Annotated in this window: 24 protein-coding genes; 2 read left to right on the top strand and 22 right to left on the bottom strand. The window is 44.4% G+C overall.

Features of this window, described 5'->3' with window-relative positions; translation table 11 throughout:
* Positions 1 to 16 precede the first annotated feature (16 nt).
* From ABIE27_RS00460 to ABIE27_RS00385, 16 genes are all read right to left on the bottom strand, one after another.
* The gene (locus ABIE27_RS00460) at positions 17 to 391 is read right to left on the bottom strand and encodes a disulfide oxidoreductase (RefSeq protein WP_345789277.1); all 375 of its coding nucleotides are present in this window, start codon (positions 389 to 391) and stop codon (positions 17 to 19) included.
* A 14-nt stretch (positions 392 to 405) separates the two neighbouring features.
* Positions 406 to 1,686 carry a SunS family peptide S-glycosyltransferase gene (locus tag ABIE27_RS00455; protein ID WP_429349658.1) on the bottom strand — a complete coding sequence of 427 codons (1,281 nt, stop codon included), beginning with the start codon at positions 1,684 to 1,686 and terminating at the stop codon, positions 406 to 408.
* Between the two features lie 24 nt (positions 1,687 to 1,710).
* Positions 1,711 to 2,127 (bottom strand): thioredoxin family protein, encoded by a 417-nt coding sequence (locus tag ABIE27_RS00450; RefSeq protein WP_123066348.1) that lies wholly within the window; start codon positions 2,125 to 2,127, stop codon positions 1,711 to 1,713.
* Positions 2,120 to 4,240: a peptidase domain-containing ABC transporter gene (locus ABIE27_RS00445; protein ID WP_429349657.1), complete on the bottom strand. Its 2,121-nt coding sequence runs from the start codon at positions 4,238 to 4,240 to the stop codon at positions 2,120 to 2,122. The genes ABIE27_RS00450 and ABIE27_RS00445 overlap by 8 nt, the downstream gene beginning before the upstream one ends.
* A 166-nt stretch (positions 4,241 to 4,406) precedes the next feature.
* A complete protein-coding gene (gene sunA / locus ABIE27_RS00440; RefSeq protein ID WP_161557016.1) occupies positions 4,407 to 4,625 on the bottom strand; it encodes a sublancin family glycopeptide in 219 nt (72 codons plus the stop codon).
* Between the two features lie 206 nt (positions 4,626 to 4,831).
* The gene (ptsP, locus tag ABIE27_RS00435; protein ID WP_123066345.1) at positions 4,832 to 6,544 is read right to left on the bottom strand and encodes a phosphoenolpyruvate--protein phosphotransferase; all 1,713 of its coding nucleotides are present in this window, start codon (positions 6,542 to 6,544) and stop codon (positions 4,832 to 4,834) included.
* The gene (locus ABIE27_RS00430; RefSeq protein ID WP_036617010.1) at positions 6,537 to 6,812 is read right to left on the bottom strand and encodes an HPr family phosphocarrier protein; all 276 of its coding nucleotides are present in this window, start codon (positions 6,810 to 6,812) and stop codon (positions 6,537 to 6,539) included. Before ABIE27_RS00430 ends, ptsP begins: the two co-directional genes overlap by 8 nt.
* A gap of 77 nt (positions 6,813 to 6,889) precedes the next feature.
* Complete coding sequence (gene ptsG / locus ABIE27_RS00425; RefSeq protein ID WP_123066344.1) at positions 6,890 to 8,944, bottom strand: glucose-specific PTS transporter subunit IIBC; 2,055 nt, start codon at positions 8,942 to 8,944, stop codon at positions 6,890 to 6,892.
* A 288-nt stretch (positions 8,945 to 9,232) separates the two neighbouring features.
* The gene (gene glcT, locus ABIE27_RS00420; RefSeq protein ID WP_429349656.1) at positions 9,233 to 10,087 is read right to left on the bottom strand and encodes a glucose PTS transporter transcription antiterminator GlcT; all 855 of its coding nucleotides are present in this window, start codon (positions 10,085 to 10,087) and stop codon (positions 9,233 to 9,235) included.
* Between the two features lie 164 nt (positions 10,088 to 10,251).
* On the bottom strand, positions 10,252 to 11,805 hold the full coding sequence (locus ABIE27_RS00415) for a flotillin family protein (RefSeq protein ID WP_123066342.1): 1,554 nt from the start codon (positions 11,803 to 11,805) through the stop codon (positions 10,252 to 10,254).
* A gap of 84 nt (positions 11,806 to 11,889) precedes the next feature.
* A complete protein-coding gene (locus ABIE27_RS00410; RefSeq protein WP_123066341.1) occupies positions 11,890 to 12,426 on the bottom strand; it encodes a protease in 537 nt (178 codons plus the stop codon).
* Between the two features lie 306 nt (positions 12,427 to 12,732).
* Positions 12,733 to 13,896, bottom strand: coding sequence for an iron-containing alcohol dehydrogenase (locus tag ABIE27_RS00405; protein ID WP_123066340.1), 1,164 nt, complete (start codon positions 13,894 to 13,896; stop codon positions 12,733 to 12,735).
* Between the two features lie 92 nt (positions 13,897 to 13,988).
* Complete coding sequence (locus ABIE27_RS00400; RefSeq protein WP_123066339.1) at positions 13,989 to 14,576, bottom strand: MSMEG_1061 family FMN-dependent PPOX-type flavoprotein; 588 nt, start codon at positions 14,574 to 14,576, stop codon at positions 13,989 to 13,991.
* A gap of 131 nt (positions 14,577 to 14,707) precedes the next feature.
* Positions 14,708 to 16,306 carry a UDP-glucose--hexose-1-phosphate uridylyltransferase gene (locus ABIE27_RS00395; RefSeq protein ID WP_123066338.1) on the bottom strand — a complete coding sequence of 533 codons (1,599 nt, stop codon included), beginning with the start codon at positions 16,304 to 16,306 and terminating at the stop codon, positions 14,708 to 14,710.
* Positions 16,307 to 16,320: 14 nt separating this feature from the next.
* Positions 16,321 to 17,310 carry a UDP-glucose 4-epimerase GalE gene (gene galE / locus ABIE27_RS00390; protein ID WP_123066337.1) on the bottom strand — a complete coding sequence of 330 codons (990 nt, stop codon included), beginning with the start codon at positions 17,308 to 17,310 and terminating at the stop codon, positions 16,321 to 16,323.
* A gap of 1 nt (position 17,311) precedes the next feature.
* Positions 17,312 to 18,493: a galactokinase gene (locus ABIE27_RS00385; protein WP_123066393.1), complete on the bottom strand. Its 1,182-nt coding sequence runs from the start codon at positions 18,491 to 18,493 to the stop codon at positions 17,312 to 17,314.
* 165 nt (positions 18,494 to 18,658) lie between these two features.
* Here ABIE27_RS00385 and ABIE27_RS00380 point away from each other — a divergent pair, with 165 nt between their 5' ends.
* Positions 18,659 to 19,624, top strand: a complete 966-nt coding sequence (locus ABIE27_RS00380) for an AraC family transcriptional regulator (RefSeq protein WP_429349655.1) — start codon at positions 18,659 to 18,661, stop codon at positions 19,622 to 19,624.
* A 169-nt stretch (positions 19,625 to 19,793) separates the two neighbouring features.
* Here the strand turns inward: ABIE27_RS00380 and mgrA are convergent, their stop codons facing one another.
* The 6 genes from mgrA to ABIE27_RS00350 form a co-directional block, all read right to left on the bottom strand.
* Complete coding sequence (mgrA, locus tag ABIE27_RS00375; protein WP_429349654.1) at positions 19,794 to 20,810, bottom strand: L-glyceraldehyde 3-phosphate reductase; 1,017 nt, start codon at positions 20,808 to 20,810, stop codon at positions 19,794 to 19,796.
* A 110-nt stretch (positions 20,811 to 20,920) separates the two neighbouring features.
* Entirely contained in the window at positions 20,921 to 21,661 is a 741-nt protein-coding gene (locus tag ABIE27_RS00370; protein ID WP_429349653.1) for an NAD-dependent protein deacylase, read from the bottom strand.
* A 49-nt stretch (positions 21,662 to 21,710) separates the two neighbouring features.
* On the bottom strand, positions 21,711 to 22,478 hold the full coding sequence (locus ABIE27_RS00365; protein ID WP_123066333.1) for an HAD family hydrolase: 768 nt from the start codon (positions 22,476 to 22,478) through the stop codon (positions 21,711 to 21,713).
* Between the two features lie 26 nt (positions 22,479 to 22,504).
* The gene (locus ABIE27_RS00360; RefSeq protein ID WP_429349652.1) at positions 22,505 to 23,278 is read right to left on the bottom strand and encodes an alpha/beta fold hydrolase; all 774 of its coding nucleotides are present in this window, start codon (positions 23,276 to 23,278) and stop codon (positions 22,505 to 22,507) included.
* An 86-nt stretch (positions 23,279 to 23,364) separates the two neighbouring features.
* Positions 23,365 to 24,030 (bottom strand): bifunctional 2-keto-4-hydroxyglutarate aldolase/2-keto-3-deoxy-6-phosphogluconate aldolase, encoded by a 666-nt coding sequence (locus tag ABIE27_RS00355; protein WP_123066331.1) that lies wholly within the window; start codon positions 24,028 to 24,030, stop codon positions 23,365 to 23,367.
* A gap of 90 nt (positions 24,031 to 24,120) precedes the next feature.
* Entirely contained in the window at positions 24,121 to 25,086 is a 966-nt protein-coding gene (locus ABIE27_RS00350) for a sugar kinase (protein ID WP_123066330.1), read from the bottom strand.
* Between the two features lie 236 nt (positions 25,087 to 25,322).
* Between ABIE27_RS00350 and ABIE27_RS00345 the strand changes: the two genes are divergently transcribed.
* Positions 25,323 to 26,363 carry an acyltransferase family protein gene (locus ABIE27_RS00345; protein ID WP_123066329.1) on the top strand — a complete coding sequence of 347 codons (1,041 nt, stop codon included), beginning with the start codon at positions 25,323 to 25,325 and terminating at the stop codon, positions 26,361 to 26,363.
* Positions 26,364 to 26,370 lie beyond the last annotated feature (7 nt).

Below are 26,370 nucleotides of genomic sequence, written 5' to 3'. Positions count from 1 at the left end.
TTTCACAATTTCCTCACTAGGATTTGACTTTATCCTTTATAAAAGAGCTTATAAATATTAATATGAACGCTATCAATGACATTAGTGGGATTGTAAGAAAGTTGAAATATTCCACATGGACTTGATCGCAAGAAACGGTACCAAATCCACACGATGTACTTTTCACCACACTTAGTTGAATAAGGTAGTGGTAACCCGCGATAATTATGCCAATTGCTGAAAAACAACGAGTGTAATATTTAAGATATGGATCATTTTTTATTGCACCAATTACGATAATTAACGGTAGAGGATACATTAGGATTCTTTGATACCAGCATAACTTGCAAGGAATTAACCCTGCAATCTCACTAAAGTACAAACTTCCAAGCATTGCTACTAAAGAAACCAAGAAACTTACTGGAATCAACGTTCTTCCTCCTTCAGAGTGCTTAACCAATCGTTTATTTCATTTAACATATTTGAGAAGATGATTTTTTTGTCCTCACTTCTTATTTCATGATTTATTTTGTTAGCCTCATCCCAATTATTCATTAGCCACATTATATTAGTTAATATCAGTCTAATATGGTCTTTGGTAGAGTTAATATAGCTATACTTTGTATTATCCTGTAAAGACTCTTTAACATAGTTAGCCAACTTTGCAGTGCGTACAGTTATGTCCTGTAGAACAAGCACGGCTCTGTAGTAGTCAACATCAACACAATTTGGCGAGATTTGTTCTAACAAATCTACATACTTACTCAATTGTGAGTAGGAATTAGTTCTAATTGATAAATCACACAAAAACAATATAGCTTCCGGTAAATATCTTTTATACTCTGAAGATTCGTATCTTCTAATAGCTTCTATAAGAATAGACTTTACCTCTTCGATATTTAAGTTATTCTGAGTATGATAAACTTCCTTTGCTAGAAAGTATAACCATTTAGGATGTCCAGGCTCATCTTCTAGCATCATTTGAGTTAGTCTCAAATTTCGGTTTGTTTTATCGTTCATATTGACCTTTAGAGGATCATAACCATCATGATGAACTAGAATGTCCATAGTAGCATGAATTGGAGACTGACCATTCTCTAACAGAGGTTCTTCATGAACTCTTCCGAAGTACCGTATTCCGCTATTAATCGGAAAAAGTTTCCGATTATCTGTATAGACATGACCATCATGTTCTTTTATTACTGGGCTTACAACACCGTTAAATCCAATATAACTGAGTAATCTTACAATTCTATGAATCTTACCTTCATTGGTGGGATCGTAAGTATTGTCAGAATCAATATAATATATCCATTCAGAATTCGTAGAGGATCTTAGTAAATTACGATGGAATGAAAAATCATCCCTCCATTTCTCAGTAATTACCTTCACTTTGGGATAGTTTTCTTTAATTAATTCAACCGTCTGATCTGAGGATAAAGAATCCAGTACAATAATCTCATCGAATTCATTCATTACACTTTGCAAACATCTTTTTATTCTATTTTCTTCATTATAAGTTAATATTCCACATGCAATGGTCGGACATGAATAACTGTTGTAGGAATCAACCCAGTCTTTAAGTTGCTGTCCATTTAAGTCAATATTGAATTCTTCAGGGATTCCAGATACTAATTTTAGATCCTCGCTCAATTTACTCTCTAAAACCGAAAAATTAAGAGAAGATTTCAGTTCATTTAGATACACTGTACAAGCCTCCTCTTTAGCAGATTAACTTTTCTTATATTTTGTTACGAATTCTCTTATTTCTTCTTTTGTCTGATACCCTTCCAAACGATCTTTCTCTTTTCCTGCTTCATAATAGATTATTGTAGGGGACTTCTCCAACTTTTGGTTTTCAAAAAACTTCACATTGAGGTTTCCTTCCTCATCCGCATCCATAGCTAACATATCGAATTTTTCAGTCTCAATTACTTCGTTGATAAATGGCTTAACTTCATGGCAAACTGCGCAGCTAGCTTTATAAACATATATCATAAAATCATTTTTATTATTAATATTTTCTTCATAGTTCTGAAGTGATATTTTGCTATACTTAGGTTTTTCCAACGCTTCTGAGTTTAGTACCCAAACCAACATAAATACAGCAACGACAGCAAGCGTAATGGATATTAATTTTTTATTCATAATTAAAGTCCTTTCTATTAACAGTTTCGTAGATACGTCTATCTTTAAAAATAATTTTACGATCAAATTGTTCAATTAAATTAGTATTATGTGTTATATAAATGATTGTAGCTTTCATATCGATCATATGATCATATATTCTTTTCAAACTTACTTCATCTACATTGCTTAAAGCTTCATCTAGTATAATTACAGAAGGATTTAACAGAATCAATCTAGCATAGGCAAGTCTTTGTCTCTGACCAGAAGATAGATTAGTCCCATTCTCAGTGATCAGATAATCTAAACCGCCTGGTAGAGTTTCTATAATTTCAAGACACTCAGCTAATCGACACGCATTTAGTATTTCTCCATCGCTTATATTCTCTCCCATTACCAAGTTTTCTCTAATGGAACCTTTAAATAAGAAAGGAGCTTCACCAATTAACATCATTTCTTTACGAAGACTTTCTTCAGAATAATCTGTAATATCCTTACCATTAATCCGAATTTGATTTGGTTTGGATTCATACAAACCAACAATAAGTTTGGCAAATGTACTTTTTCCTGCACCGCTCTCTCCTACGCAAACCACCTTATCTCCAGCATTAACATTAAGGTCAACTTCTTCAAACACAGTTTTGTTATTTGGAAATTGGTACGACAGATCGTTGATGTTAATCGTATTGACATGTTCTAAATTTAATTTATGCTCACTTAATTTTCGCTCTGGGTATTTTAAAATATCCGTATATCTCGAAACAGATACAACAGCTTTTTGAAAATCAGATTGTAGTGTTAACAAGCCTTCTAAGGAACCCATCATGAAACTAACTAAAGAATTAATAAATAGTAAGTCTCCTAATGTCAACGAGTCTGCTATGATCTGCTGTGCACCTATAGAAATGAATACTACAAAAAAAATGCCTTGAACTAAAAACTTACACGTCGAAAAGAGATTATCATTCTTCTGATCTTTCAAGAGCGCTTTTAGCTGTTCTCCAAATACACCTTGAAATCGATTTATGAAATACTTCTTTTTATTTAGGGAGAATATTGTAGGCATAAATTTTAAAAAATGTACTAAATAAGAATTAGTTTCAGCCTTTGTGAGCATTAAATCTCTACTTCGGACTTGAATAGAACCATAAAATAATACGGTCAGTGCTCCCAGTATAAGAATAAAAGCTAATAGAACAATAAAAAGAATCGAATTAAATTTGTAAATAATAAAACCAAGTGAAAGAACAATTACGAAATCTAAAAGAGCAGACACAAATGTAACACTTATAAAACCTCTTATAAAAGAAACATCGTTAAACCTAGAGATAACTTCCCCATCAGCCCTGTTCTCAAAAAAATTAATCTTTAACTTAATTAATTTTTCGAAATATTTATTAGATAATGATTTATCTAGATTATTAGATAGTTTGATAATAAGCTTTCCTCGTAGATAAATGAACAACCCATGCAGTAGCACTACTCCTACGAAAACAAGACATAACTGAAATATAAAATTATCTAAACTGCGTGGAATAATATAATCTACAACTAATTTAAAATAAAAAGATCCTACAATGGCTAAAATTACAATGATCACTGAGATTAAAAAGGAAAATAGTATACTCAGCAAATTGTTCCTTACAATATCCTTAATCAAAATAAAAAAAGAACTCTTACTAGATTCAGATTTCACTGAAGAAAACTGACCTTCTATCAACAGAAAAATCCCATTTGACATTTTCTGAAATTGAGATAGTGATATGTTTTTAATCCCTTCATTACTTGGATCACTTATTTTCAATTTATTCGTTTTAGAATTCCATTCATAAACTACCACGTAGTGACCTTGGTTATTCACACTACATAAGGATATAAAAGGAAATTTTATATTCTCAAGAACCTCGGACATTCTGTTTTTGTCTACTTCAACAATTCGAGTTTTTAGATGATTTTCAATACTTAATAAAATTACCATTTCTCTTAAAGAGTATCTATTCTCTGAGGGCAAATAATCAGAAAGATAATCAACACTATAATCATATCCATAATATCGGTAGACTGAAGAAGCGCAAGCTATGCCACAGTCGTACTTTCCTATTTGCTTGGTATGAAAAAATTTTACTTTGGACACAGTACACTTCCTTTATGACATAGAACTCTAGTGCTCATATATAAATTTAAATTTTTTATTTATCAAATTATTAATTAACCGCAAATCAATCAATATTAAAATTCATAACTAAAAAGAAATTTCATATTAAATGAAATTTCTTTTTAGTTATTATGACTATATGGTTTTAACAGTATTTACGGAAGTATTCACAATTTGCTGCAGTACTTCCACATCCCCATCTTTCACTTGCTGTGCTCGCACACAATGTCCAGAAATATGCACATTGAGCTGCTCCAATACCACTACCGCCGCTACTACCACCAACACCAGCTCCAGCTGCATTGTCTCCACCTTCAAAAAGGTCTAATTCATTCAAATCCAATTCTCTCATTAATTCCTTCATCATACTTACCTCCCAATATTTAATAATTAACCTCCTATAATATACCATATAAAATTTAAAAATTCAATTATAAATTTTTATATTATGACATTTATAGAAAAAAAAGCCGATATCCACTGAATCGTAGATACCGGCAATATCGCTGCATGTACGCAGCCCTTTATGGAAAAAGAAAGACCTTAAACCCGGAGGAACCCCCGGCAAAATTACGCTTGAATGCTTTGAACGAGTTCAACCACTTGTTCAGCGGTTTGCATTTCTAAAGCTTTGGCAGCCAGTTCCTGCATGTCCGCACGGGACAATTTGGTGATCTGGCTACGCGCTGGCAGAATGGAAGTTGCGCTCATGCTGAACTCATCCAGTCCAAGACCAAGCAACAATGGAATTGCTGTTTCGTCTCCTGCCATCTCACCGCACATGCCAGCCCACTTACCTTCACGATGCGCTGCATCGATAACCATTTTGACCAAACGCAAAATTGCTGGGTTGTATGGTTGGTACAGATAAGATACACGCTCGTTCATCCGGTCAGCAGCCATCGTGTACTGAATCAGATCGTTGGTACCGATACTGAAAAAGTCCACTTCTTTGGCGAATTGATCCGCCATTACAGCTGTTGATGGAATTTCGACCATAATCCCGAGTTGAATGCTGTCTGAAACAGCGATACCTTCAGCAACCAGCTTTTCCTTCTCTTCGAGCAGGACAGCTTTGGCTTCACGGAATTCACCCAGTGTTGCGATCATAGGGAACATGACACGCAAGTTTCCGTGTACACTTGCACGTAACAATGCACGCAATTGGGTACGGAAGATATCCAGACGGTCCAGACACAGACGAACTGCGCGGAAGCCGAGGAACGGATTCATTTCTTTTGGCAGATCCAGATAAGGAAGCTCTTTGTCTCCGCCGATGTCGAGAGTACGAACTACGACAGGTTTACCTTCCATTTTTTCGAGTACCGCTTTGTAAGCATTGTACTGAATATCCTCGGAAGGAAGCTTGTCTCTGCCCATGTACAGGAACTCTGTACGGTACAGGCCTACAGCCTCCCCGCCGTTCTCCAGAACACCTGTAACATCGTTTGGTGTACCGATGTTAGCAGCCAGTTCCACATGAACGTTGTCCACTGTAACGGTTGGTTCGTCGCGCAGTTTTCTCCACTCCGCACGCTGTGCATCATACTGTTCCTGTTTGGCACGGTATTCAGCAACGACGTCGTCCGTAGGGTTAACCAGGACTTGACCATCCAGACCATCAACAATGATCAGGTCTCCTTGTTTCGCTTGAGCCAGAATGTCTTTTGTTCCAACAACAGCCGGAATCTCAAGGGAACGAGCCATGATGGCAGAGTGAGAAGTACGTCCACCAATGTTGGTAGCAAACCCTTTAACATATTGACGGTTCAATTGGGCTGTGTCAGAAGGTGTTAAATCTTCTGCAAGCACAATCACTTCTTCACTGATTTCAGCAGGGCTCATGAAGTCGATACCAAGCAAGTGATTTAGCACACGCTTCGTAACGTCACGCATATCCGCAGCACGTTCTTGCAGGTATGCACTCTTCATGTTTTCGAACATCGAAATGAACTGGGAAGCTGTTTCATTCAGTGCGAATTCGGCATTCACCATTTCATCCGCAATCTTTGCTTTCACCGGATCAATCAGTTCCGGGTCATCTAGGATGAGCAAATGCGATGCAAAAATCTCTGCTTTTTTCTCGCCGAGCTCTTGTAAAGTACGCTCTTTGATCGCCTCAAGCTCAGCACGGGATTTACCCAGCGCCGAGTCAAGTTTAGCGATCTCTGCGTCAACGTCGTTAATCTGGCGTTTTTCTACAGAGTAGTCAGGATGCTCCAAGATAAACGCCTTGGCGATAGCAATACCCGCCGAAGCCGCGATCCCGGAAACATTAAGCATTAATTTCGCCCAACCCTTCGTTAACCATAACGTCTGTCAAAGCTTGAAGTGCTTCAGCTTCGCCTTCACCTTCAACGATGATGCTGATGGTGTCACCTTGCTCCAGACCGAGGGAAAGAACGCCCAGAATGGATTTCAATGTTACTTTTTTGCCGTTAGCTTCTGCGAAGGATTCAGCACCTTTGAATTTGTTTGCTGTATTAACCAGGGCAGTTGCCGGACGTGCGTGGATACCATCTTCGTCTGTAATTCTGAATGTTTGTTGCATTACAATCATCTCGCTTTCGGTAGTTTAGTTTAGGCATTGCGTATATTTACACTTGCTTGCCATCGTTGGAACAGTTCTTATTTTATCTCAATGATCGGCTGATCGCCAACTTTGAGCACGCCACTCTTCTTCAAAGTGACGGTAGAGCCTTCTGGCAGGTTGGTGAATATCACCGGAGAAATGATGGATGGAGCGTTCGCTTTGACATACTCCAGATCCACTTCCATGATCGGTTGCCCTGCAGATACCAGGTCACCTTCCTGAACCAGTACGTTGAAACCTTGGCCTTTCAGTTTCACCGTATTGACACCTATGTGTACAAGCACTTCTTTACCGCCGTCAGACATAATGCCTACAGCGTGTTTGCTTGGAAATACATTAAACACTTTACCATACACAGGGGATGTAATCGTTCCGTCATGTGGCAATATGGCGAACCCGTCACCTGTCATTTTTTCAGCAAAGACCGGGTCAGGTACGTTCGTAATATCCATCAGTTCACCATTGACTGGCATCACGATATCCTCTGCCACAATGCGTTCACCTTGTTCTCCTTGTGCCTTCTCCTCTTCAGGAGTCGGTTTAACGTCAGCGGCTGGAGTTGGTGAAGGTGTACGTCCTGCAATGATATCTTGCATTTGGGACTTGATCGTATCGGAACGTGTTCCGAAGATGGCTTGAACATTATTACCCACTTCAAGCACACCAGATGCACCCAATTGCTTCAGACGATCTTTTTGCACGTTGGATTTCTCATTCACTTCAATCCGCAGACGAGTGATACATGCATCTAGATGTTTAATATTTTCCTTACCGCCAAAGGCTTCAAGGATATTGTGAGGCAGATCGTCCGTGGAACCTGAAGAACCGCCGGATGCCATTTCTGCAGATGCCTCTTCACGTCCAGGTGTTTTGAGGTTGAACTTGCGGATAATAAATCGGAAACCGAAATAATAAATCACTGCAAGGATCAAACCGACGATAATAACGTCCCACCATGGTGTACGGTTCTGGAACACACCAAAGATTAAGAAGTCAATTAACCCACCTGAGAAAGTCATTCCAATTTTAACATTTAGGAGTTGCATTGTCATAAATGACAATCCTGCAAACAAACAATGGATACCAAACAATACAGGTGCAACAAACAGGAATGAGAACTCTAATGGTTCAGTTATACCTGTTAGAAACGATGTTAAAGCAGCTGAACCCATGATACCTGCAACATATTTTTTGTGCTCGGGTCTAGCTTCATGATACATTGCTAAAGCAGCAGCGGGAAGTCCAAACATCATAAAAGGATATTTCCCCACTTGGAATGTGCTTCCAGTCAAGGTTACGTTATCTTTTAATTGTGCAAAAAAGATATTGTAATCCCCTTTTACAATTTGCCCCGCCTTGTTTACATATTCACCAAATTCAAACCAGAAAGGTGAATAGAAAATATGGTGGAGTCCAAACGGAATCAGCGCTCTTTCAATGACACCAAAAATAAACGTTGCCAGTGTTGGATTTGAATCAACCATCAGATATGAGACTGCATTCAAACCTTGTTGAATTGGCGGCCAAACGACGACTAACAATAACCCTAGGAACATTGAGGCTACTGCTGTAACAATAGGCACAAATCTTTTCCCAGCGAAAAACCCTAAATAAGAAGGCAACTCAATTTTGAAGAAACGATTATACATTGTTGCAGCTAGCACACCAACTATAATACCTCCAAACACTCCTGTACTAAGTGTAGGAATTCCCAAAATATTAGCGTACCCTGCTCCAGAATTAACTAATGCAGGCGTAACACCAACAGCTGTCCCAAGAGTTACATTCATTACTAGGTATCCAATTATCGCAGCTAACCCAGCAACCCCTTCTCCACCAGCGAGACCGATCGCAACTCCAACCGCGAACAACAGTGCAAGATTGTTAAATACAATTTGTCCTGCATTCATCATAATTGTTGCGAAGCCGTTGACCCATTGATGATCTAATATCGGTGCATACTCCAAAAAGTTAGGATTCACCAGCATGTTACCGATTCCGAGCAACAAACCAGCAGCTGGCAGAATCGCTACAGGCAACATAAGAGCTTTACCTACTCTTTGCAATACACCAAAAAGCTTCTTAAACATGGCGTTGTATTCTTCCTTTCGTTTCAAATCTGTAGGTCGTGATGCAAGCAAGGGAACACAAAAAAGGCATGAACTAATAAAAGTGAACTGTGCTAACCTTGGGGTATAGCATACCCCTAATAAGGTAGAACAATCACACTCTAATTAACTCATGCCTGATCGAGTCAGTAACACGTCGCTTATGTTTATTCAGTTGCTTGATTACGGTCACCATTGTAGCACCACTTCAAACGCATTGCAAGCCTTTACAGAAAAAAACGTAATTCCGCTAAAATTTCTGACATGATTTCACTTATTCTCTTCTTCTTTCCGCTGATTCAGCCGTTGCAGATGAATGGTTAAATAACCAACTTCTGCCGGATATACAGGCAGCTTCAAGCGCTTTTCCATCACTTTAGTGAGCTTCCATGCAAGCGAGTACATTTCGGGGTATTCTAATTTGAGCAAGGAATCCAGTTTGTGCAGTTCCTCCACCTTATCTCCACGGCGCACACGTTCCAGGGCAAACCGAAGATGAGTTAACAGACGGGAATAATCCAAAGACTGCGTTTCGAAGGAATAGTCGAGTTGGTCTGCAACCAGGTTCACCAGATCCGTAATTAATTGAGAATGCTCCCGCACCTGGGAGATATTCTGGTTTGTCATCGCACTATAGATATGCAAAGCAACAAACCCGATCTCATCCTGGCCGAGATCTACGTCCATCTTTTCCTTAATTAAACGAACTGCATATTCTCCCATACGGTACTCGTCTGGATAAATCTCTCTTGTCTCATATAAAAAAGGATTTTGAATGATAATACCCTGCTCTTTGCGTTTCAGCGCAAAAGAGATATGATCCGTTAAGGCAATATGAATATGTTCATTAAGCGGAACGTCCGTACGCTCTGCGATATACGTAATGACTTCGTTAATAATCTCGATTAAAGCCTCATCCACCTGCGGAAGGAGTTGCTTGTATTGCTCCTGCTCCTGCTGGTTTTTCAAAATAAACATCTTCTCCACAGCCGTCAGTGGGATATCATCATTCGGCTTCCGGTTAAATCCGATGCCCTTTCCGATGACCACAACTTCGCCGTGCTCAGGATGCTGTGCAATAATTACATTATTATTTAACGCTTTATCTACATGCAGGCTGCTCATTTTTGCACCTCTTTTTTTCACACCATCTTGGATGTGCCTGACACATCTTCAACCAAACCAAAAAACATCCGGAGCGGGCAAACCGCGCCGGACGTCTCGCTTAAAAAGTAACAAAAATTCGCCTTAAGGTCAATAGACCCGCCATGTAATTACGTTGCCAGTTCTTACTCTTTACTATCACTACGCTCTACAATGCTCTCGATAATAGGTGACGTCTGTTTTACTGATTCACTCGAATGCACGGCGACTGGTGAAGCTGTTTTCGATTTGGTCAACCCTTTGATCAGTTGCTCCACATCGATGCCTGACACACTTTTCAACATCTCAGGTGCAGTCGCCATCAGTTCCGTGACGTAGTTGCTGACACGCGCAGCCCCCTCACCTTTACCTGTATCTACTACCGTCAACTTGTCAATCGAGGAGATTGGCTCAGCGATTTTACCAGCCAGTTCAGGCAACATTTTGACAATGATATCGAGTACCGCAGCTTCGCCAAACTTCTGGAACGCCTCAGCCAATTTTTCTTTGGCTTCGGCTTCGGCAAGACCGCGCAGACGAATAACTTCTGCATCAGCTGTACCTTTAGCCCGTTCAGCATCCGCAATGGCCTGACCCTCAAGTCGTTTCTGCTCGGCTGTTGCTTTGGCTTGGGTTTCGATGGAGTATTGAACTGCGTCGGCTTCACGCATCCGTTTTGCTTTATCCGCTTCCGCAGCCTGCTCAACGGCATAACGATCTGCTTCCGCTTTTTTCTTCACTTCCGCATCATATTGTTTTTCACGCACCGTAATTTCTTTTTCCTGCAGGTCAATCTCACGCTCTTTACGTACGAGTTCAACTTTCATCTGTTCTTCAACAACCGTTTGTCTAGCACGCGCTTCATGGATATGATACGCCTGATCGGCTTCCGCCTTGGCTGTATCCTGATCACGTTTAAAGGCTGCGACTTTCAGTTCTTTCTCTTTGGCTGCCTCAGCAATATTGGTATCACGAAGCAGCTCTGCTTTTTGTCCTTGCTCTTCAGCATTTGCCTTCTGAATCCGTGCATCCCGCATCGCTTCCGCTTCGGCAATTTCGGCATCCCGTTTCACAGCTGCGATTCTCGGTTTACCAAGTGCATCCAAATACCCTTGCTTATCACGGACATCCTTAATGGTAAAGGAAACGATCTGCAGACCCATCTTTTTCAAATCCCGGGCTGCCACGCCTTGAACCTCTTGAGCAAAACGATCTCTGTTCCGGTATACCTCTTCCACTGTCATCGTACCGAGAATGGCCCGTAAATGCCCCTCCAGCACTTCCTGTGCTTCGCCCCTCAGCGCATCAACCGGTTTGCCGATAAATTGCTCAGCAGCCGTTGCAACGTCTTCTACAGCGCTTCCGACCTTGATGATCGCCACCCCGTCAGCAATAACTGGAACACCCTGTTCCGTGTATACTTCAGGAGTGGAGACATCGAGCTTGTGTGACAGCAACGAAATAAATTCAGACTGCTGGAACACAGGCAGGATGAACGCACCGCCACCGCGCACGATTTTGATTTTACGTCCAGACTCATCTTCTGAAATATTTTTGCTACCCAAGAATGAACCGGTTACAATCATCGCTTCATCAGGACCTACCGTTTTGTATCTGGCCCAGAAAGCTAAACCCAGAATCAAAATCACACCAACAACCACGACAGGAATTAACAATACATCCCAATCCAGATTCCCCATTCACATCTCTCCCCTTATCTCGTAAGTATAAAAAATCATTTCCGCTACCGTCAGTTCCCGACATGATTAGGAAATTTCACTGACCTAGACATCCTTAAGTACATCTTCTTCCCACTCGGATACGCGTAATACGCCGTCCACCACATCGATGACAACCACTCGTGCCCCCACCGCAATGGGAAGCTGTTCGAAGCTGGACGCTGTCTGAATGGTGTTGCCCGATGCAAAACGAATCATGACTTCACCAAATCCGTTTGCCGGTACCGGAATCGTGATTTCACCAATTTTGCCCGCTAACTCCTTCATGGAAAAACCAATTGAAACGTCACTGTTACGCATCGGCTTGATATATGCGAAAAATACCAGCATGGCTGCAGCAATACCGATCAGCAGGGATAAGATCAGATTCGACATCACACTAAGAGAGCTGTACCGCGTCAGTAGTATGCCTGCTCCACCAAAAGCAGTGATGGATCCCGCCAGTACAACAGGTTTAAAAAAATCAACACCAGGCATTTCGAAAGCACCATCCAGCAAACCGTCAATCAAGTCACCTAGCACCAGACTCACAATGGCAAAAACGGCTCCTCCGATGAGACATCCCCAATAGATTGCTTCCATCCCCTCTTCCTCCTCTCCGCTGCAATTTCTCCCAACTGTGCATCCCACATGTAAATAAATACGTACATCTAGGCATAATGTTTCAAAATCTTTCCTGAGTTGTATCGAGAAGCCGCTAATGGGTATTAGCATCATAATATTCAGGATTGCTCCATTTTTCTATTCCATGCGAATTCACAGTGTGGGATACAGAAGTGATTCGTAGTAGTTTAGGCATTAAAAAAACGCAAGCCTCCAACAGGAGACTTGCGTTTATATCAGTAGTCCAATGAATATTAAGCTTATACACCAAGCTCCTTATTTCATTTACAGCGAAGCTTTGTAGATGGATACCACATCTTCACGTTGCAGCTTTTTGAAGTTACCGAACGGCCCAAATAGCATCGCTTTATCCGCCATGACCTCGATCTGACTGTCATCAATATCATAGTCAGCCAGACGGTTTGGTGCACCAATGGATGTCCAGAACTTGCTGAGAGCATCAATGCCTTCCTCGGCAATCTGTCTGTCGGATTTGCCTTCTGGGTTCACGTCAAACACGTTGATCGCAAGACGTTTGAAACGATCTACCTTCACATCGACGTTATGTCTCATCCAGTGCGGGAACAGGATTGCAAGTCCGCCGCCATGCGGGATATCATAAACCGCAGATACTGCATGTTCGATATTATGCGTTGCCCAGTCTCCTGCAAGTCCCATGTTCAGCACGCCGTTAAGCGCCATTGTTCCACAATACAGAATCGTTTCACGCAACTCATAATTCTCAAGGTCATCCACCAAACGAGGCGCTGCATCCATGACGGTACGCAGAATCGTCTCGCAGAAACCGAGTTGAACAGGTGTATTTGGGTCCAGATGGAAATAATGTTCCAACACGTGAGACATCATGTCCACCATACCGTATACCGTTTGATCCTTCGGCACCGTGTAGGTATTTACTGGATCAAGAATCGAGAATGCTGGGAAAGAATGCGCACTGCCCCAACCGAGCTTCTCTTGTGTTTCTTGGTTTGTGATTACGGAACCGGAGTTCATCTCTGAACCGGTTGCTGCCATGGTAAGCACTGTGCCGAGTGGAAGTGCATCTTGTGCAACAGCTTTACGCTGTGCAAAGTCCCACATATCTCCATCGTATTTCGCCCCAACGGCAATCGCTTTGGCACAATCAAGTACACTACCGCCGCCAACAGCAAGAATGAGCTCAATGCCATTCGTTTTACACAAGTCCACGCCTTTATGTACAGTGGACAGACGCGGATTCGGCTCTACACCTGCAAGCTCCGTTACTTCTGCTCCGATTTCCTTGAGCAACCCAAGCACTTGCTCATACAGTCCGCTGCGTTTGATGCTTCCACCGCCATATACAAGCAGAACCCGTTTGCCATATTTCGGCACTTCGGTTTTCAACGCTTCGAGCTGGCCTTTACCGAAGATTAGACGAGTTGGGTTATAAAATTGAAAAGATCTCATGATCTATAATCGCCTCCAATGGAGTTTAGTTTTTAGTGCAACCTCAATTATAGTCCCCCTTTTATAGAAAAACAAATCGATAGCCGCTCACTTTAGTTCAATCCATTGATCTTCAGATGTGCCTGAAGAAGCTCATTCACCGATGGCAACTCTTCGGATTTTGCCCATGTTTCGGCATCCCATAATCCTGCCTGATGAAACGCTCGTGGACAATGGATGAAGCATTCCTCCACTTCCACAAGGACAGCTGCTCCAATGGTTTTACCATCCCAGTTCATGCTTGTAATAAACGCCTCATCTTTTGTAATCCGAGCTGTTCCATTAATGCGAAGTACTTCATTTAATCCTGGAATCACAAACAACATGCCCACACCTGGATCTGACAAAATGTTTAACAAGGAATCGATTCGGCGATTGCCCGGGCGTTCCGGGTATACCAGTCTATAAGAGTCCAATACACGAACAAAGCCGGGTTCGTCCCCACGCGGTGATACATCACATTTTCCATCCTGATCCGAAGTGGACAAGAAGAACAACGGTGACTTTGCGATAAACGACTGAACATGCGAATCGACAAACGAGATGACTTTATTGCGCACACGTTCGCTGGATTCCCCAACCATGCTTTTAAGTTCCTTGGCATCTGAGATAAATGGAAGATGAAGCGGCTGCTTTTCCATATGAATTGTCCCCTTTCCATATGTAGTGTGGGTCATTCTAACTGTTCTTCTTTCGTTCCTTACTCCATTATACATCTCTAACCATGCCAAAAAGCACCCGTTCTCAATTGAACGGATGCCATATGGTCTCCTTACTCGGTATAGCCCATGCTGCTTACGAAGCGACGGAATGCCTGACGTCCAGCTTCATCATGTTTGTACACACCTGCATGCTCCAGAATTTCGGAGAATTTCAAACCTACCTGCTGTTGTACAAGTGTAACCGCTTCTTCCTTCGTCAAGCTGGAGCGACGCCCCTGCTTCAACTCTTCTGTCCACGGTAAATGTTTGTTCAGTTCATGATCAGCTGTCTGGGCAGCTTCTGCAAGCTCTGTATTTCCCGCCAAGATATCGGCAATGCCGTCCAGTTCTTGCTTCAGACGTCCCGGCAAAATAGCCAGTCCCATGACTTCGATCAAGCCGATGTTTTCTTTTTTCAGATGATGCATCTCGCGATGTGGGTGGAAAATGCCTTCTGGGTGCTCGTCATTTGTACGGTTGTTACGTAAAACGAGATCCATCTCAAACCCACCATCCGCACTGCGGCGAACAATCGGAGTTACCGTGTTATGAGGGACCTTCTCTCCGTCTACTTCGCTGAAGGCTTCGATCTCCACCGTGGAATCACTATACACCTTCCATGCTTCGTAGACCGCATTACCCGCTTCTAGCAATTCCGCAGGATCATGTGAATGCAGACGCATCACGGACATGGGCCATTTGACAAGGCTAAGTGTCAGCCCCGGCATATCCGCATGACGGAAGACCGCTTCTGGCTGTGCGTTTTGAATGGCAAACGTATGACGTCCACCCTGGAAGTGGTCATGGGTCAGAATGGAACCGCCCACGATTGGAAGATCGGCGTTAGACCCGATAAAGTAGTGCGGATATTCCTGAACAAAGGCAAGCAATCTGCGCAAGGTATCCTTCGTCAATTTCATCGGCACATGATCATGATGGAAAATAATGCAGTGCTCATTGTAGTACACGTACGGTGAGTATTGGAACAACCACGGCTCGTTATTAAGTTGCAGCGGAATGACACGCAGATTCTGGCGGGCCGGGTGATTCACCCGCCCAGCATAACCTACATTTTCACGACATAGCTGACATTTCGGATATACCGGAGGTGGAAGCAACTTCGCCATAGCGATTTCCTTTGGACTTTTCTCCGGCTTCGAAAGGTTGATCGTGATCTCCATCTCGCCATAAGCGGTATCCTGTGTCCAATAGACGTTCTTGGATACGCGATCCATTCGGATGTAGTTCGAGTTAATGGACAAGTCATAAAATTGCGATGTTGCCGCCTCAATGCCTTCCGTCTGCTCCGTATGGCGGAAAGCACGCACAACTTCTGATGGGCGCGCCATCAGATGACCCATAATTTTCGCATCCAGCAGGTCACGGAACGTGTCGCTATTTTCAGGAATGAGTCCAATGGTATATCCATAATCAATTAACGTGTCCAGCATGCTCTGCGGGCTCTCAGGGATTGTAGCATCCGGTTCACCGGCGTATGGCTCTGAGAATCCGAATTGTTCCATCAGCAGATTGCGGCTATAATCGTAATCCGCTTCCTCGATCAGTTTTTTCTGTAAGGCAAATGCGACCAGACGCTCAATGGCATGCAGTGCTTCCTGCTGCTCGGGTGTACGCTCTGTGGCCTCTGCTCCAGGTTGAGTCTGTGACATAAGATGTTCGCCTCCTAGTTTTTTCCGTAGCCTTCCGGGCGTGATTGATGCCAGTTCCATGCACTTTGAATGACATCTTCTAGATTTGTCCATTTCGGATTCCAGCCCAGAACGGATCTGGCTTTTGCAGATGAGGCTACTAATACAGCAGGGTCACCCGCCCGACGTGGTTCCTGAACAACCGGGATATCCAGGCCGGTCACTTTTTTTGCTGTTTCAATGACTTGTTTTACCGAGAATCCAGTGCCGTTACCCAGGTTGAACACGTTGCTGTTCTCCCCTTTGCGCAGGTAATCCACGGCACGCAGATGCGCATCAGCCAGATCGCTAACGTGGATATAGTCGCGGATACATGTGCCATCCTCTGTTGCATAGTCATCACCAAATACGGCGATATGCGAACGTTGTTTCAGTGCTGTTTGTAATACAAGCGGAATCAAGTGACTTTCCGGCTGGTGATCTTCACCGATTTTGCCACTTTCGTGTGCACCGGCTGCATTGAAGTAACGCAGGGAAACGTATTTGATATCTTGCACTTTGTCGAACCAGGACATCATGCGCTCCATCATCAATTTGGTTTCACCATATACATTCGTAGGCTCCGTACGGTCGCTCTCTTCGATCGGCACCTTCTCAGGCTCACCATAAGTTGCTGCTGTAGATGAGAAGACGATGCGACGAACGTTCGCCGCATTCATCGCTTCGAGCAGGCAAAGTGTGCCGAATACGTTATTGTCATAGTATTTAGCCGGTTCTTTCATGCTCTCGCCGACCAGCGAGTTCGCCGCAAAGTGAATGACGGCATCAATTGAATTTTCCGCGAACAGCTTCGTCAAGATTTCCTTGTCACGTAAATCACCTTCATACAGCTTACCGCCAAGCAATGCCTCGCGATGCCCTGTCTGCAAATTATCCAGTACAACGACTTCCTCGCCACGTTCAAGCAATGCTGCCACCGTATGCGAACCAATATATCCTGCTCCACCTGTCACCAAAATTGCCATTTCACTTCGCCTCCTTGAGTTCGTTAACACCTTCGCCTACACCACATACATAAAAATCACCTTTGAGACCCGTACGTGCTTCATACGCTGCACCCACTTCACTCACAAAACGCTCAACATCATTCTCGTGTACCAGAGACACCGTACATCCACCAAAACCTGCACCCGTCATACGTGCACCTAGTGTTCCTGGAATCCGCTGTGCTTCCTCGACCATGACATCCAGCTCATCGCAGCTAACTTCATACAGATCGCGTAGAGATTCATGCGAAGCATTCATCAACTGTCCAAACGTCTGCAAGTCATTATTCTGCAGCGCTTCTACGGATGCAAGGACGCGTGCATTTTCTTCCACAACGTGCCGGGCACGCTGTCTGACTTTCTCATCTTTGATCTGATCCTGTAAGGTATCAAACTGTTCCGGCTTCAATTGAGCCAGGTAATTCAGTGCAGGCAGCTGTTCCTTCAAAGTGGCAAGTGCCTGCTCGCATTGAGAGCGCCGCTCATTGTATGCCGAATCGACCAATCCACGACGCTTATTGGTGTTACCGATAATCAGTTTGTAAGCACCTGTGCGGAAAGGAACCTTCTCATACTCGAGCGTATCACACATCAGAAGAATCGCATGATCCTTAGCACCATTCGCTACAGCGAACTGATCCATGATGCCGCAGTTTACACCAACAAACTCATTCTCTGCTTTCTGGGACAAAAGCGCAAGTTCCACGGTATCGATGTCCGTGACCCCTTCCATCGATTGAATCGCATATCCGGTAAGCACCTCCAGAGATGCAGATGAGGAAAGCCCTGCGCCATTTGGAATTTCGCCATGATAGAGGAAATCATACCCTTTCTTGACTTTGATTCCTTTGCCTTGCAGTTCGACCATAACGCCAACAGGGTAGTCTGTCCACTCTCCCGTTCTCTCTTGACCAATGGAGGCCGTGTCCAGTGTTCCCTCGTAAGACATATTGGTCGAAGCCAGTTGCAATTGATTATCCGTACGTTCACGAATGAGCAACGTTGTGCCAAACTCAAGCGCGGCCGGAAGCACATAACCACCGTTGTAGTCGATATGTTCACCGATCAGATTCACACGCCCAGGGGCATGAAATACACGGATGTCCGCTCCACTTTCTCCGTACTTCTCAATAAACTTTTGTTGCAAATCAGTTACATTCAAAGCTGATGCACCTCGCCTCTTTGTTGTGGTTTTCTTAATGTTATTATACAAGGAAGCCACCTCTCTTGAAATGAAACCATGTGTGATTCATATGGATAAATGTGACCTTTAATTATATAATGATTCTAACGACTGAAGCTCTAATAATGGAAAGAAGGATTCCATATGAAAGATTCCAAATCAAATCCAGCAGAAGCATCCCATAATACAACCGGCTCGTCCAGCTCCAGGCTTTCACCGGAATCACCTATAAGCAAAAGCGGAGCACTTAGTTATTCGGTTGCCTCCAATCCCACCTATGATAACCGAGGGGCACTGCATGTCCTGTTTGCCGGCGCAAGCCAGACCCTCCCCGGACATGCACTTGGACCGAAGCTATATGATTATTATCTTTTGCATTATGTAGAAAAAGGAGCCGGTACGTTCCGTACGGAACTGCACACCTACGACCTTGCCGCGGGGGATTGTTTTTTGATCCATCCGGGACAACTGGTAAGCTACCAGTCCCATGGCCGCAAGCCATGGCAATACCGCTGGATTGCCTTCACAGGCAGTGAAGCTGCCCGGCACGTCGAACAGGCCGGGTTTAGGCCCGAGAAATCTGTTTTTCATGCAGGTACAGCCTGTGACATATCCAATTGGCTGTCGGTCATGCAAGATGCTTTTGCCGAGCGGAAAGAAAGCGCCCATTATACATCACTCGGTACATTGTATATGATTTTAGCCGAGGCCCAGACTCATCTCTCGGAGGGACAGACATTAACTTCAGGAGAATCCTCCATCCGGCGGACGGTGAAACAGATGATTCAATATATGTCCACTCAATACGCTTACCCTGTATCCATTGAACAAATGTCGGAGAGTCTCGGATATAACCGTGCATATCTATCGCGTATTTTCAAACAGGAAACCGGACTCACCCCTGTGACCTATTTGTTGAAACTACGGATCGACAAGTCACGTCAACTATTGCGGGAACGGCCAGATTTGTCGATTGAACAGGTATCTGCCTCTGTTGGTATGCCTGATGCTCTGTATTTTTCTAGGCAATTCAAACGTTTCCACGGCGAAGCCCCTACTCTCTATCGAGAGAAACTGCTCGCGCGTCCGTTACGCTCAAAAGGTACGTAAAGTCACTTCTTCAAATAAAAGAGAGAGCCTCACCTCGTAAGTATGAACAAAAAAACGGAATAACTGAATTATGATCACATGTTAAAAAAGTGCATCTTGCCTGTATGGCTAAGATGCACTTTTGGGTTGTGATTTATTTGTACGAGCTTCCCCATATATGGGACGGATGCTAATCTTTGTTTTTATTCGTAGACTCTGGTCGCAAAATCGACTCAATCCGCTCTAGTTCCTCTGCGGAAAACTCCAGCTGACTAAGCGCAGCTACGTTCTCTTCAATCTGAGACGGACGGCTTGCGCCAATTAGCGCAGACGTGACTCTTCCATTGCGCAGTACCCATGCCAGTGCAAACTGGGCAAGACTCTGGCCGCGGGCTGCTGCAATCTGATTCAGAGCACGTACCTTACGAAGTGTTTCGGGAGAGATATTATTTTCATTCAGAAATACAGAAGGGCCTTTGGCACGTGAATCTTCCGGAATGCCATTCAAATATTTGTTTGTAAGTACGCCTTGCTCCAATGGACAAAACGCAATGCTGCCTGCTCCATACTCATCCAGTACATCCTGAAGTCCATCCTCAATCCAGCGATCGAGCATGGAGTACCTTGGCTGATGAATCAGCAGCGGTGTACCGAGGCTTTTTAAAATCTCAGCCGCCTGTTTCGTTTGCTCTGCAGGATAATTGGAGATGCCAACATAGAGTGCCTTGCCTGAACGAACCATATGATCGAGTGCCATCATTGTTTCTTCCAGTGGTGTATCTGGATCATAACGGTGTGAATAAAATATATCCACATAATCCAGTCCCATTCGAGTTAGACTCTGATTCAGACTGGAAATCAAGTATTTGCGGGATCCCCACTCACCGTAAGGCCCTGGCCACATATAATATCCGGCTTTGGAGGAAATAATCAGTTCATCCCGGTATGGTTTCAGATCCTGAACCAGCACCTGACCAAACAGTTCCTCCGCTGAACCTGCAGGTGGGCCATAGTTGTTTGCCAAATCAAAATGTGTAATCCCGAGATCAAACGCACGTGTAATCATGTTGCGTCCATTCTCTATACTGTTAATTCCACCAAAATTATGCCACAGTCCAAGTGAAATCGCTGGCAGCTTAAGGCCCGAACGTCCCACACGGTTATATTTCATCGTTTCATAGCGTGTTTCAGCAGCTACATAGACCATCATGAATCCCTTCTTTCCACAGGTTCGCGCATCCTGATTCCAAGCCTGAGCCAGAGGATGCCATAATTCCGTTCAATGCGTTACCAAAAAAGCTGGTTTACAACGTTTTATCAACTAATAAGTTGGTCTACACCCTTCATTACCTCGCCAATCGGCTCTGTAATCAGCAAATCTGCCCGGTGATCATAAGCAGTTGGTGTAGCATTGAGTAACACCGTATGTTTTCCCTGAAAATACGTAATTAATTGGGCTGCAGGATATACCGTCAGCGAAGTCCCACCTACAAGCAGTAAATCTGCTGAAGACAAGGCGTCGATGGCATGATATAACGTTGTCTGATCCAGTTCTTCTTCGTACAAGACTACGTCAGGCTTGACTACACCTCCGCATGACGAGCAACGGGGTACAACCTCTTTCGATTGCATAATGTCATGCAGCGAATAGAACTGTTTGCAATCCATGCAAGCATTGCGATGAACCGAACCATGAAGCTCCAGCACATGACTGCTGCCTGCCTTTTGATGCAGGCCATCTATGTTTTGCGTAATGACAGCGTGAAGTTTTCCCTCCTGCTCCAGCCTGGCAAGCAAACGATGACAACCATTCGGTTCCGCATCGGGATGAAGCATTTTCCCCCGGTAAAAATCATAAAAAATATCAGCGTGCTGATCAAAAAAATGTCGGCTTAACAGTTCCTCTGGAGGATAAGGGGAATGCTGCTCCGTCTGGTACAGTCCCGCAGCCGAGCGAAAGTCGGGAATCCCGCTTTCCGTTGAAGTTCCGGCTCCTCCGAAAAAAACGATGCGTGAGCTTTCCTGAATCCAGGCAGCCAGTTGCTCTGTTGCGTTCATCCTCTCTCCTCCTTTGATTTCCCTTATACATACGAACATCGAGCAGGATCTATAACACAATACCTAACTCATCATAATGACAAATGACGGCGTCTGCATCATGCAAATGCGCACTCTGGTCCAATTGAGGACAGTACCCCAAAGTATATGCTGCTCCTGCATGGCGTCCCATTTGCATATCACCGTTGCTGTCTCCAATGACTACAGCCTCATGAGGTTCAGCCGCTAATTCCCGGCATGCCAGCAGGAATGATTCACCATCGGGTTTGCCACGCGTTACCCGGTCACAGCCTACAATCGAACTGAAAAAGGAACGGATGCCCATCCAGTCCAGATGTGCTTCAGCCGCTGATGTACTGTCGGAAGTCACCACTGCAAGCTGAATGCCTGCTTCCTTACAACGTTTCAGTAAATCCAGTAAGCCAGGCATAGGTTCAGCGGATTTCCGCTCTCTTACAGACTTCATCGCTATACTTGAAAACTGGCGTATCGTTGTAATGGCTTCGTTCCATGGCGTACCGGCAGCATAGAGCTGTCCTGCCAGCCAGCCGTTACATTCATCTACAGTTGCAATGGCAAGCGGCCCTTGCACATCGTAGCCGCTGAGATGACCTTCCGAATCATGAACCGTACCCAGCACATGTTCGAGTTCCACGGTAAAAGAGGCATCACGTTCTCGCATCCATGCTTGCATTTGCACGAGCATACTCTCAGCCCAAGGGCCCCATAATTGAAGAAAATCCAGCAAGGTTCCATCTTTGTCAAACAGAATTGCCCTGCAGGGAATCTTTTCTCCCTGCACCTGTAGCAAAGCCACTTCCTTCACCTCCGCTGAAAATAAGACTACTTGATGGTATCTAACCAAGATAACAACGTTTTGACCGTCTGCTTCAGCTGATCCTCTTCACTAACTGAGGACTCACCATCTCCCTTCTGATGACCATAGTCACCAAACTGAGCGTGGTTCCCTCCTTCAACGGTGTAATACACGGTATCTGGTGGCAAATACATGCGTCCTGCCTGATACTTGGTCATATTCACAACTCCATCATTCGTGCCGAGAATGGATAGGGCTGGAATATCCAGCTGCTGTACACTTCCTTTTTCATCCGGATAGGACGCCAGGAAAAAAATGCCGTGAAGGGCATCTGGATGTGCCACTACATATCGTGCAGCCATGGAGCCCCCTAACGAGTGACCACCCATGACGAACTGCTCTTCAGGGTATGCTGCCAAAATATCATCGGCCAGATCGGGTTTAATCACAGCCAAATTTACCGGCATCTTAGCAATAATGGTATGATGACCAGCTGCAGCAAGCTCATGAGCAAGAGGAGCATAGCTTTCTGGTTTAACTAAACCGCCAGGATAGAAAAGTACACTTTTCCCATTTGCTTTAGGTTTATCCGGTTTAAAATCAATCCAGTTCTCCTGCTCACTGACGGTAACCCCGCCGGATGTTTCCATCGCAGCCTGTGCTACTTCCTGCGGGCCATAAGGCGTGAGCAACTTCCATGCAACATATCCGCAACCAATAACAATGAGCGCCAAAAGTACGAGCAGAAACTTGCCAATGCCCCTCTTCTTGCGCCCTGTATTATAACGATTTCTCAACATCATTCACCTTTCTACACTTCCGCAAATTGCCGCGGCTTATGGAAGCGGGAGCCTGCATGTCACAGGCTCCCTTCCATGTTGAAACATTATTCAGCCTTGGCTTTGCGATAAGCTTCCATATATTGTTCCGCTTTACGGCGGACATGAGTCAAATCTCCCGTCTTCACAGCTTCCGACGTCAGATCAGAGCCGATCCCGACAGCTACTGCTCCACCTTTGATCCACTCACCCAGATTGGACAAAGACACACCGCCTGTTGGCATGAAGTTCGCCTGTGGCATAGGGCCTTTCATCGTTTTGATAATAGATGGATCATACAGATTGCCAGGGAACAGCTTGATAATATCCACGCCAAGCTCCAGTGCACGCTGCACATCAGCAATGGTCATGACACCCGGCAGGATCGGAACGCGATACAAATTACATATCTGAACGGTCTCGGGGTTAAGAGATGGCCCTACGACAAACTCAGCACCTGACATAATCGCAGCTCTCGCCGTTTGCGCCTCAAGCACAGTTCCTGCGCCAATAATCGCGAATTTCTCCGGGTCTTGCGTATTCCAATGATACACACGGCTTAATTTTTCGATCGCTTTGAGCGCACCCGGAACGGTCATCGTAATTTCGATAACCTTGATCCCACCCGCAATTGCTTGCTCGGCCATAGCAATGACCTGGTCAGCTGAATCTGCGCGCAGAACCGCCACCACACCATTGTCCGTCATCTTTTGCAACAGTTGAAGCTTCTTCATTTCATTCTCTCCCTTGTCCATGTGGTGGTTGTGTATACAAACTTTACATTTTTAAAGAACGAAGATGAGTCATCCTGATTTTAACGCCACTTAACGCTCGACGTGAGCAACATTATTCAGCTTGGCCTCGACCTGTGCCCATGTCGGGAGTGCTTCCCAATCCCCGACGGCCTGGATAACCATTGATCCGTTCAAATTACCAAGCCTGGTCGCTTCCTGCGGAGTGTATCCTTTTAACAGACCAGCTAAAAAACCTGCACAGAATCCGTCTCCAGCTCCGACAGTGTCAAGAACCTGATCTGCTTTAAAGTACGGAACTTCCGTTAGGGTACCATCCGCAAGTACGTAGGTCAAATCAGGCCCACCCTTAACAATGCACACGGCATCCATGGCAGCTAAGCGTTCAAGCACCTTCTCATCGCTTTCTTCGTTATATAACAGTTTCATCTCATCCAAACCTGGTAAAAAGTAGTCAGCCTGTTCAGCCAAACGCAGTAATACAGGGCGAGCCTTCTCTGCTGACCAAAGCTTCAGGCGCAGATTCGGATCGAAGCTCACTTTCACCCCTGCCTGCTTGGCAATATGTATGGCGGCTTCAACCGTGGAAAGACCTGATTCGCTGATTGCTGCAGTAATACCTGTGACGTGCAAAATCTTGGCCCCGGCAATATATTCCGGATCTAGATCATCCGGTGTCATCGCACTTGCCGCGGATAACTTCCTATAATAATGCACCGAAGCTTTCCCGGAAGCGTTCTCACGAATCATCAAACCTGTAGGTTCATGATCACTTAATTTGGCCCGGGATACATCCACACCTTCGCCGCGAATAGCTTTTAGAATCATGTTCCCGATCGGATCGTTGCCAAGCCGTCCAAACCAGCCGCTGGTATGTCCAAGGCGTGCTACACCAATAGCCAGATTGCTTTCAGCACCTCCGAACGTCTTGTCTAGTGTAGCTGCATATTCAAGCCCTCTCGTATCTCTGGCCGTCAGCAACCCCATACTCTCCCCGAATGTAATAATATCAGGGCTTTGAAAGGGACTCGTTGACATATTGCCTTCCTCCTTAATATTGACTACCTCATCTTCTTCTACCATTGTCATCCCGTATGCAACCGTTGTCAATCCCGAAGCATTCTTTTTGTTGTCACATCTTTGAGAAAAGATAACGTTTACTAATGTGAAATAAATCACAATGATTGGATCGAATTCATATTAACCTTAGTACAGATGTATACAACGAATACAGATAGACTATTTTTCAACGAAGTTTTCGAGGGGGCTACATCATGAGAAAACAGATACTGATTCAGCATGATCAGGAATCTTTCTTTTACAATCTTCGCTTTATGTTAATTGTGTGCGTACTTGCGGGAAATGCACTGGAACCACTCATTACCCGCTTTGCCGGAGCAGAGGCATTGTTTCTGTGGATTTATACGTTTCATATGCCACTCTTCGTATGGGTGACGGGATATTTTGCCAAACCTTCTATCCAGGGTGTCTCGGGGCGCAACGTGCTGAAACAGATTGCATTACAATATCTTCTGTTTCAAACGTTATATGCATTGATGGATGCGACCGTGTTTCATACACCTCATATGCGCTTATCCTTCTTTGCACCGTACCTGTTGCTATGGTTCCTTGCCAGCCATTTCTGCTGGAGGTTACTTGTTCGGCTCACCATCTCCTGGCAACCTGTGTATCGATTGATTGCTTCAATCGCACTGGGAGTCATTGCCGGTTATTTGCCTGTCGACGGTTTTTGGCTCAGTTGTAGCCGCACCTTTGTATTTCTGCCTTTCTTCGTTATTGGATATGACTATGGTGCAGCCATCCGTGCGCGCCTGCTCCCAGGCTGGGGCCGTAGAGTAGCCGCAATCCTATCCGTTGCTCTGCTGATTTATATTGCATATGGCGGTTTAAACATTCCGCAAGGATGGCTGTTTGGAAGCAAGACTTATGCTGAACTGGGGCATCAGGAGTGGTATGCAGGGATTTTCCGGCTTGGCGTGTATCTGCTGGAGATCATCTCCGCCACACTTTTCCTTGCCTGGGTTCCGAACTTGACCTCCAAACTGACAGACATGGGTCGTCGTACATTGTACGTCTTCCTTTTGCACGGCTTTCTTGTGCGGCTTGCAATCTGGTCAGGGATCTACAGTTATATGGGTAATGCACTGTTCATACCAGTTATCCTTGGTATTGCTGTGCTCTTCTCGGTTACTCTGGCTCACCCTCTTGTACGGCATACCTTTAAAGTACTCATCGAGCCGGACATCTCACGGATTTCATTTCACCGACATGGTGTTTTCAAGCGTTCTGCCTGAGGTTTCC

Source organism: Paenibacillus sp. 4624 (assembly GCF_050435065.1).
GTDB lineage: Bacteria > Bacillota > Bacilli > Paenibacillales > Paenibacillaceae > Paenibacillus > Paenibacillus amylolyticus_D.
This window is presented reverse-complemented; position numbering and strand designations above follow the sequence as displayed.

Bases quoted from the DNA above. Each gene is read 5' to 3' on its own strand.
- ptsG (WP_123066344.1), bottom strand. From the start codon at position 8,944: ATGTTTAAGAAGCTTTTTGGTGTATTGCAAAGAGTAGGTAAAGCTCTT.
- ABIE27_RS00350 (WP_123066330.1), bottom strand. From the start codon at position 25,086: ATGTCAACGAGTCCCTTTCAAAGCCCTGATATTATTACATTCGGGGAG.
- ABIE27_RS00450 (WP_123066348.1), bottom strand. From the start codon at position 2,127: ATGAATAAAAAATTAATATCCATTACGCTTGCTGTCGTTGCTGTATTT.
- ABIE27_RS00410 (WP_123066341.1), bottom strand. From the start codon at position 12,426: ATGGAAGCAATCTATTGGGGATGTCTCATCGGAGGAGCCGTTTTTGCC.
- glcT (WP_429349656.1), bottom strand. From the start codon at position 10,087: ATGAGCAGCCTGCATGTAGATAAAGCGTTAAATAATAATGTAATTATT.
- ABIE27_RS00345 (WP_123066329.1), top strand. From the start codon at position 25,323: ATGAGAAAACAGATACTGATTCAGCATGATCAGGAATCTTTCTTTTAC.
- ABIE27_RS00360 (WP_429349652.1), bottom strand. From the start codon at position 23,278: ATGTTGAGAAATCGTTATAATACAGGGCGCAAGAAGAGGGGCATTGGC.
- sunA (WP_161557016.1), bottom strand. From the start codon at position 4,625: ATGAAGGAATTAATGAGAGAATTGGATTTGAATGAATTAGACCTTTTT.
- ABIE27_RS00415 (WP_123066342.1), bottom strand. From the start codon at position 11,805: ATGGGGAATCTGGATTGGGATGTATTGTTAATTCCTGTCGTGGTTGTT.
- galE (WP_123066337.1), bottom strand. From the start codon at position 17,310: ATGGCAATTTTGGTGACAGGTGGAGCAGGATATATTGGTTCGCATACG.
- mgrA (WP_429349654.1), bottom strand. From the start codon at position 20,810: ATGGTCTATGTAGCTGCTGAAACACGCTATGAAACGATGAAATATAAC.
- ABIE27_RS00405 (WP_123066340.1), bottom strand. From the start codon at position 13,896: ATGAGATCTTTTCAATTTTATAACCCAACTCGTCTAATCTTCGGTAAA.
- ABIE27_RS00380 (WP_429349655.1), top strand. From the start codon at position 18,659: ATGAAAGATTCCAAATCAAATCCAGCAGAAGCATCCCATAATACAACC.
- ABIE27_RS00355 (WP_123066331.1), bottom strand. From the start codon at position 24,030: ATGAAGAAGCTTCAACTGTTGCAAAAGATGACGGACAATGGTGTGGTG.
- ABIE27_RS00395 (WP_123066338.1), bottom strand. From the start codon at position 16,306: ATGTCACAGACTCAACCTGGAGCAGAGGCCACAGAGCGTACACCCGAG.
- ABIE27_RS00430 (WP_036617010.1), bottom strand. From the start codon at position 6,812: ATGCAACAAACATTCAGAATTACAGACGAAGATGGTATCCACGCACGT.
- ABIE27_RS00370 (WP_429349653.1), bottom strand. From the start codon at position 21,661: ATGAACGCAACAGAGCAACTGGCTGCCTGGATTCAGGAAAGCTCACGC.
- ABIE27_RS00400 (WP_123066339.1), bottom strand. From the start codon at position 14,576: ATGGAAAAGCAGCCGCTTCATCTTCCATTTATCTCAGATGCCAAGGAA.
- ptsP (WP_123066345.1), bottom strand. From the start codon at position 6,544: ATGCTTAATGTTTCCGGGATCGCGGCTTCGGCGGGTATTGCTATCGCC.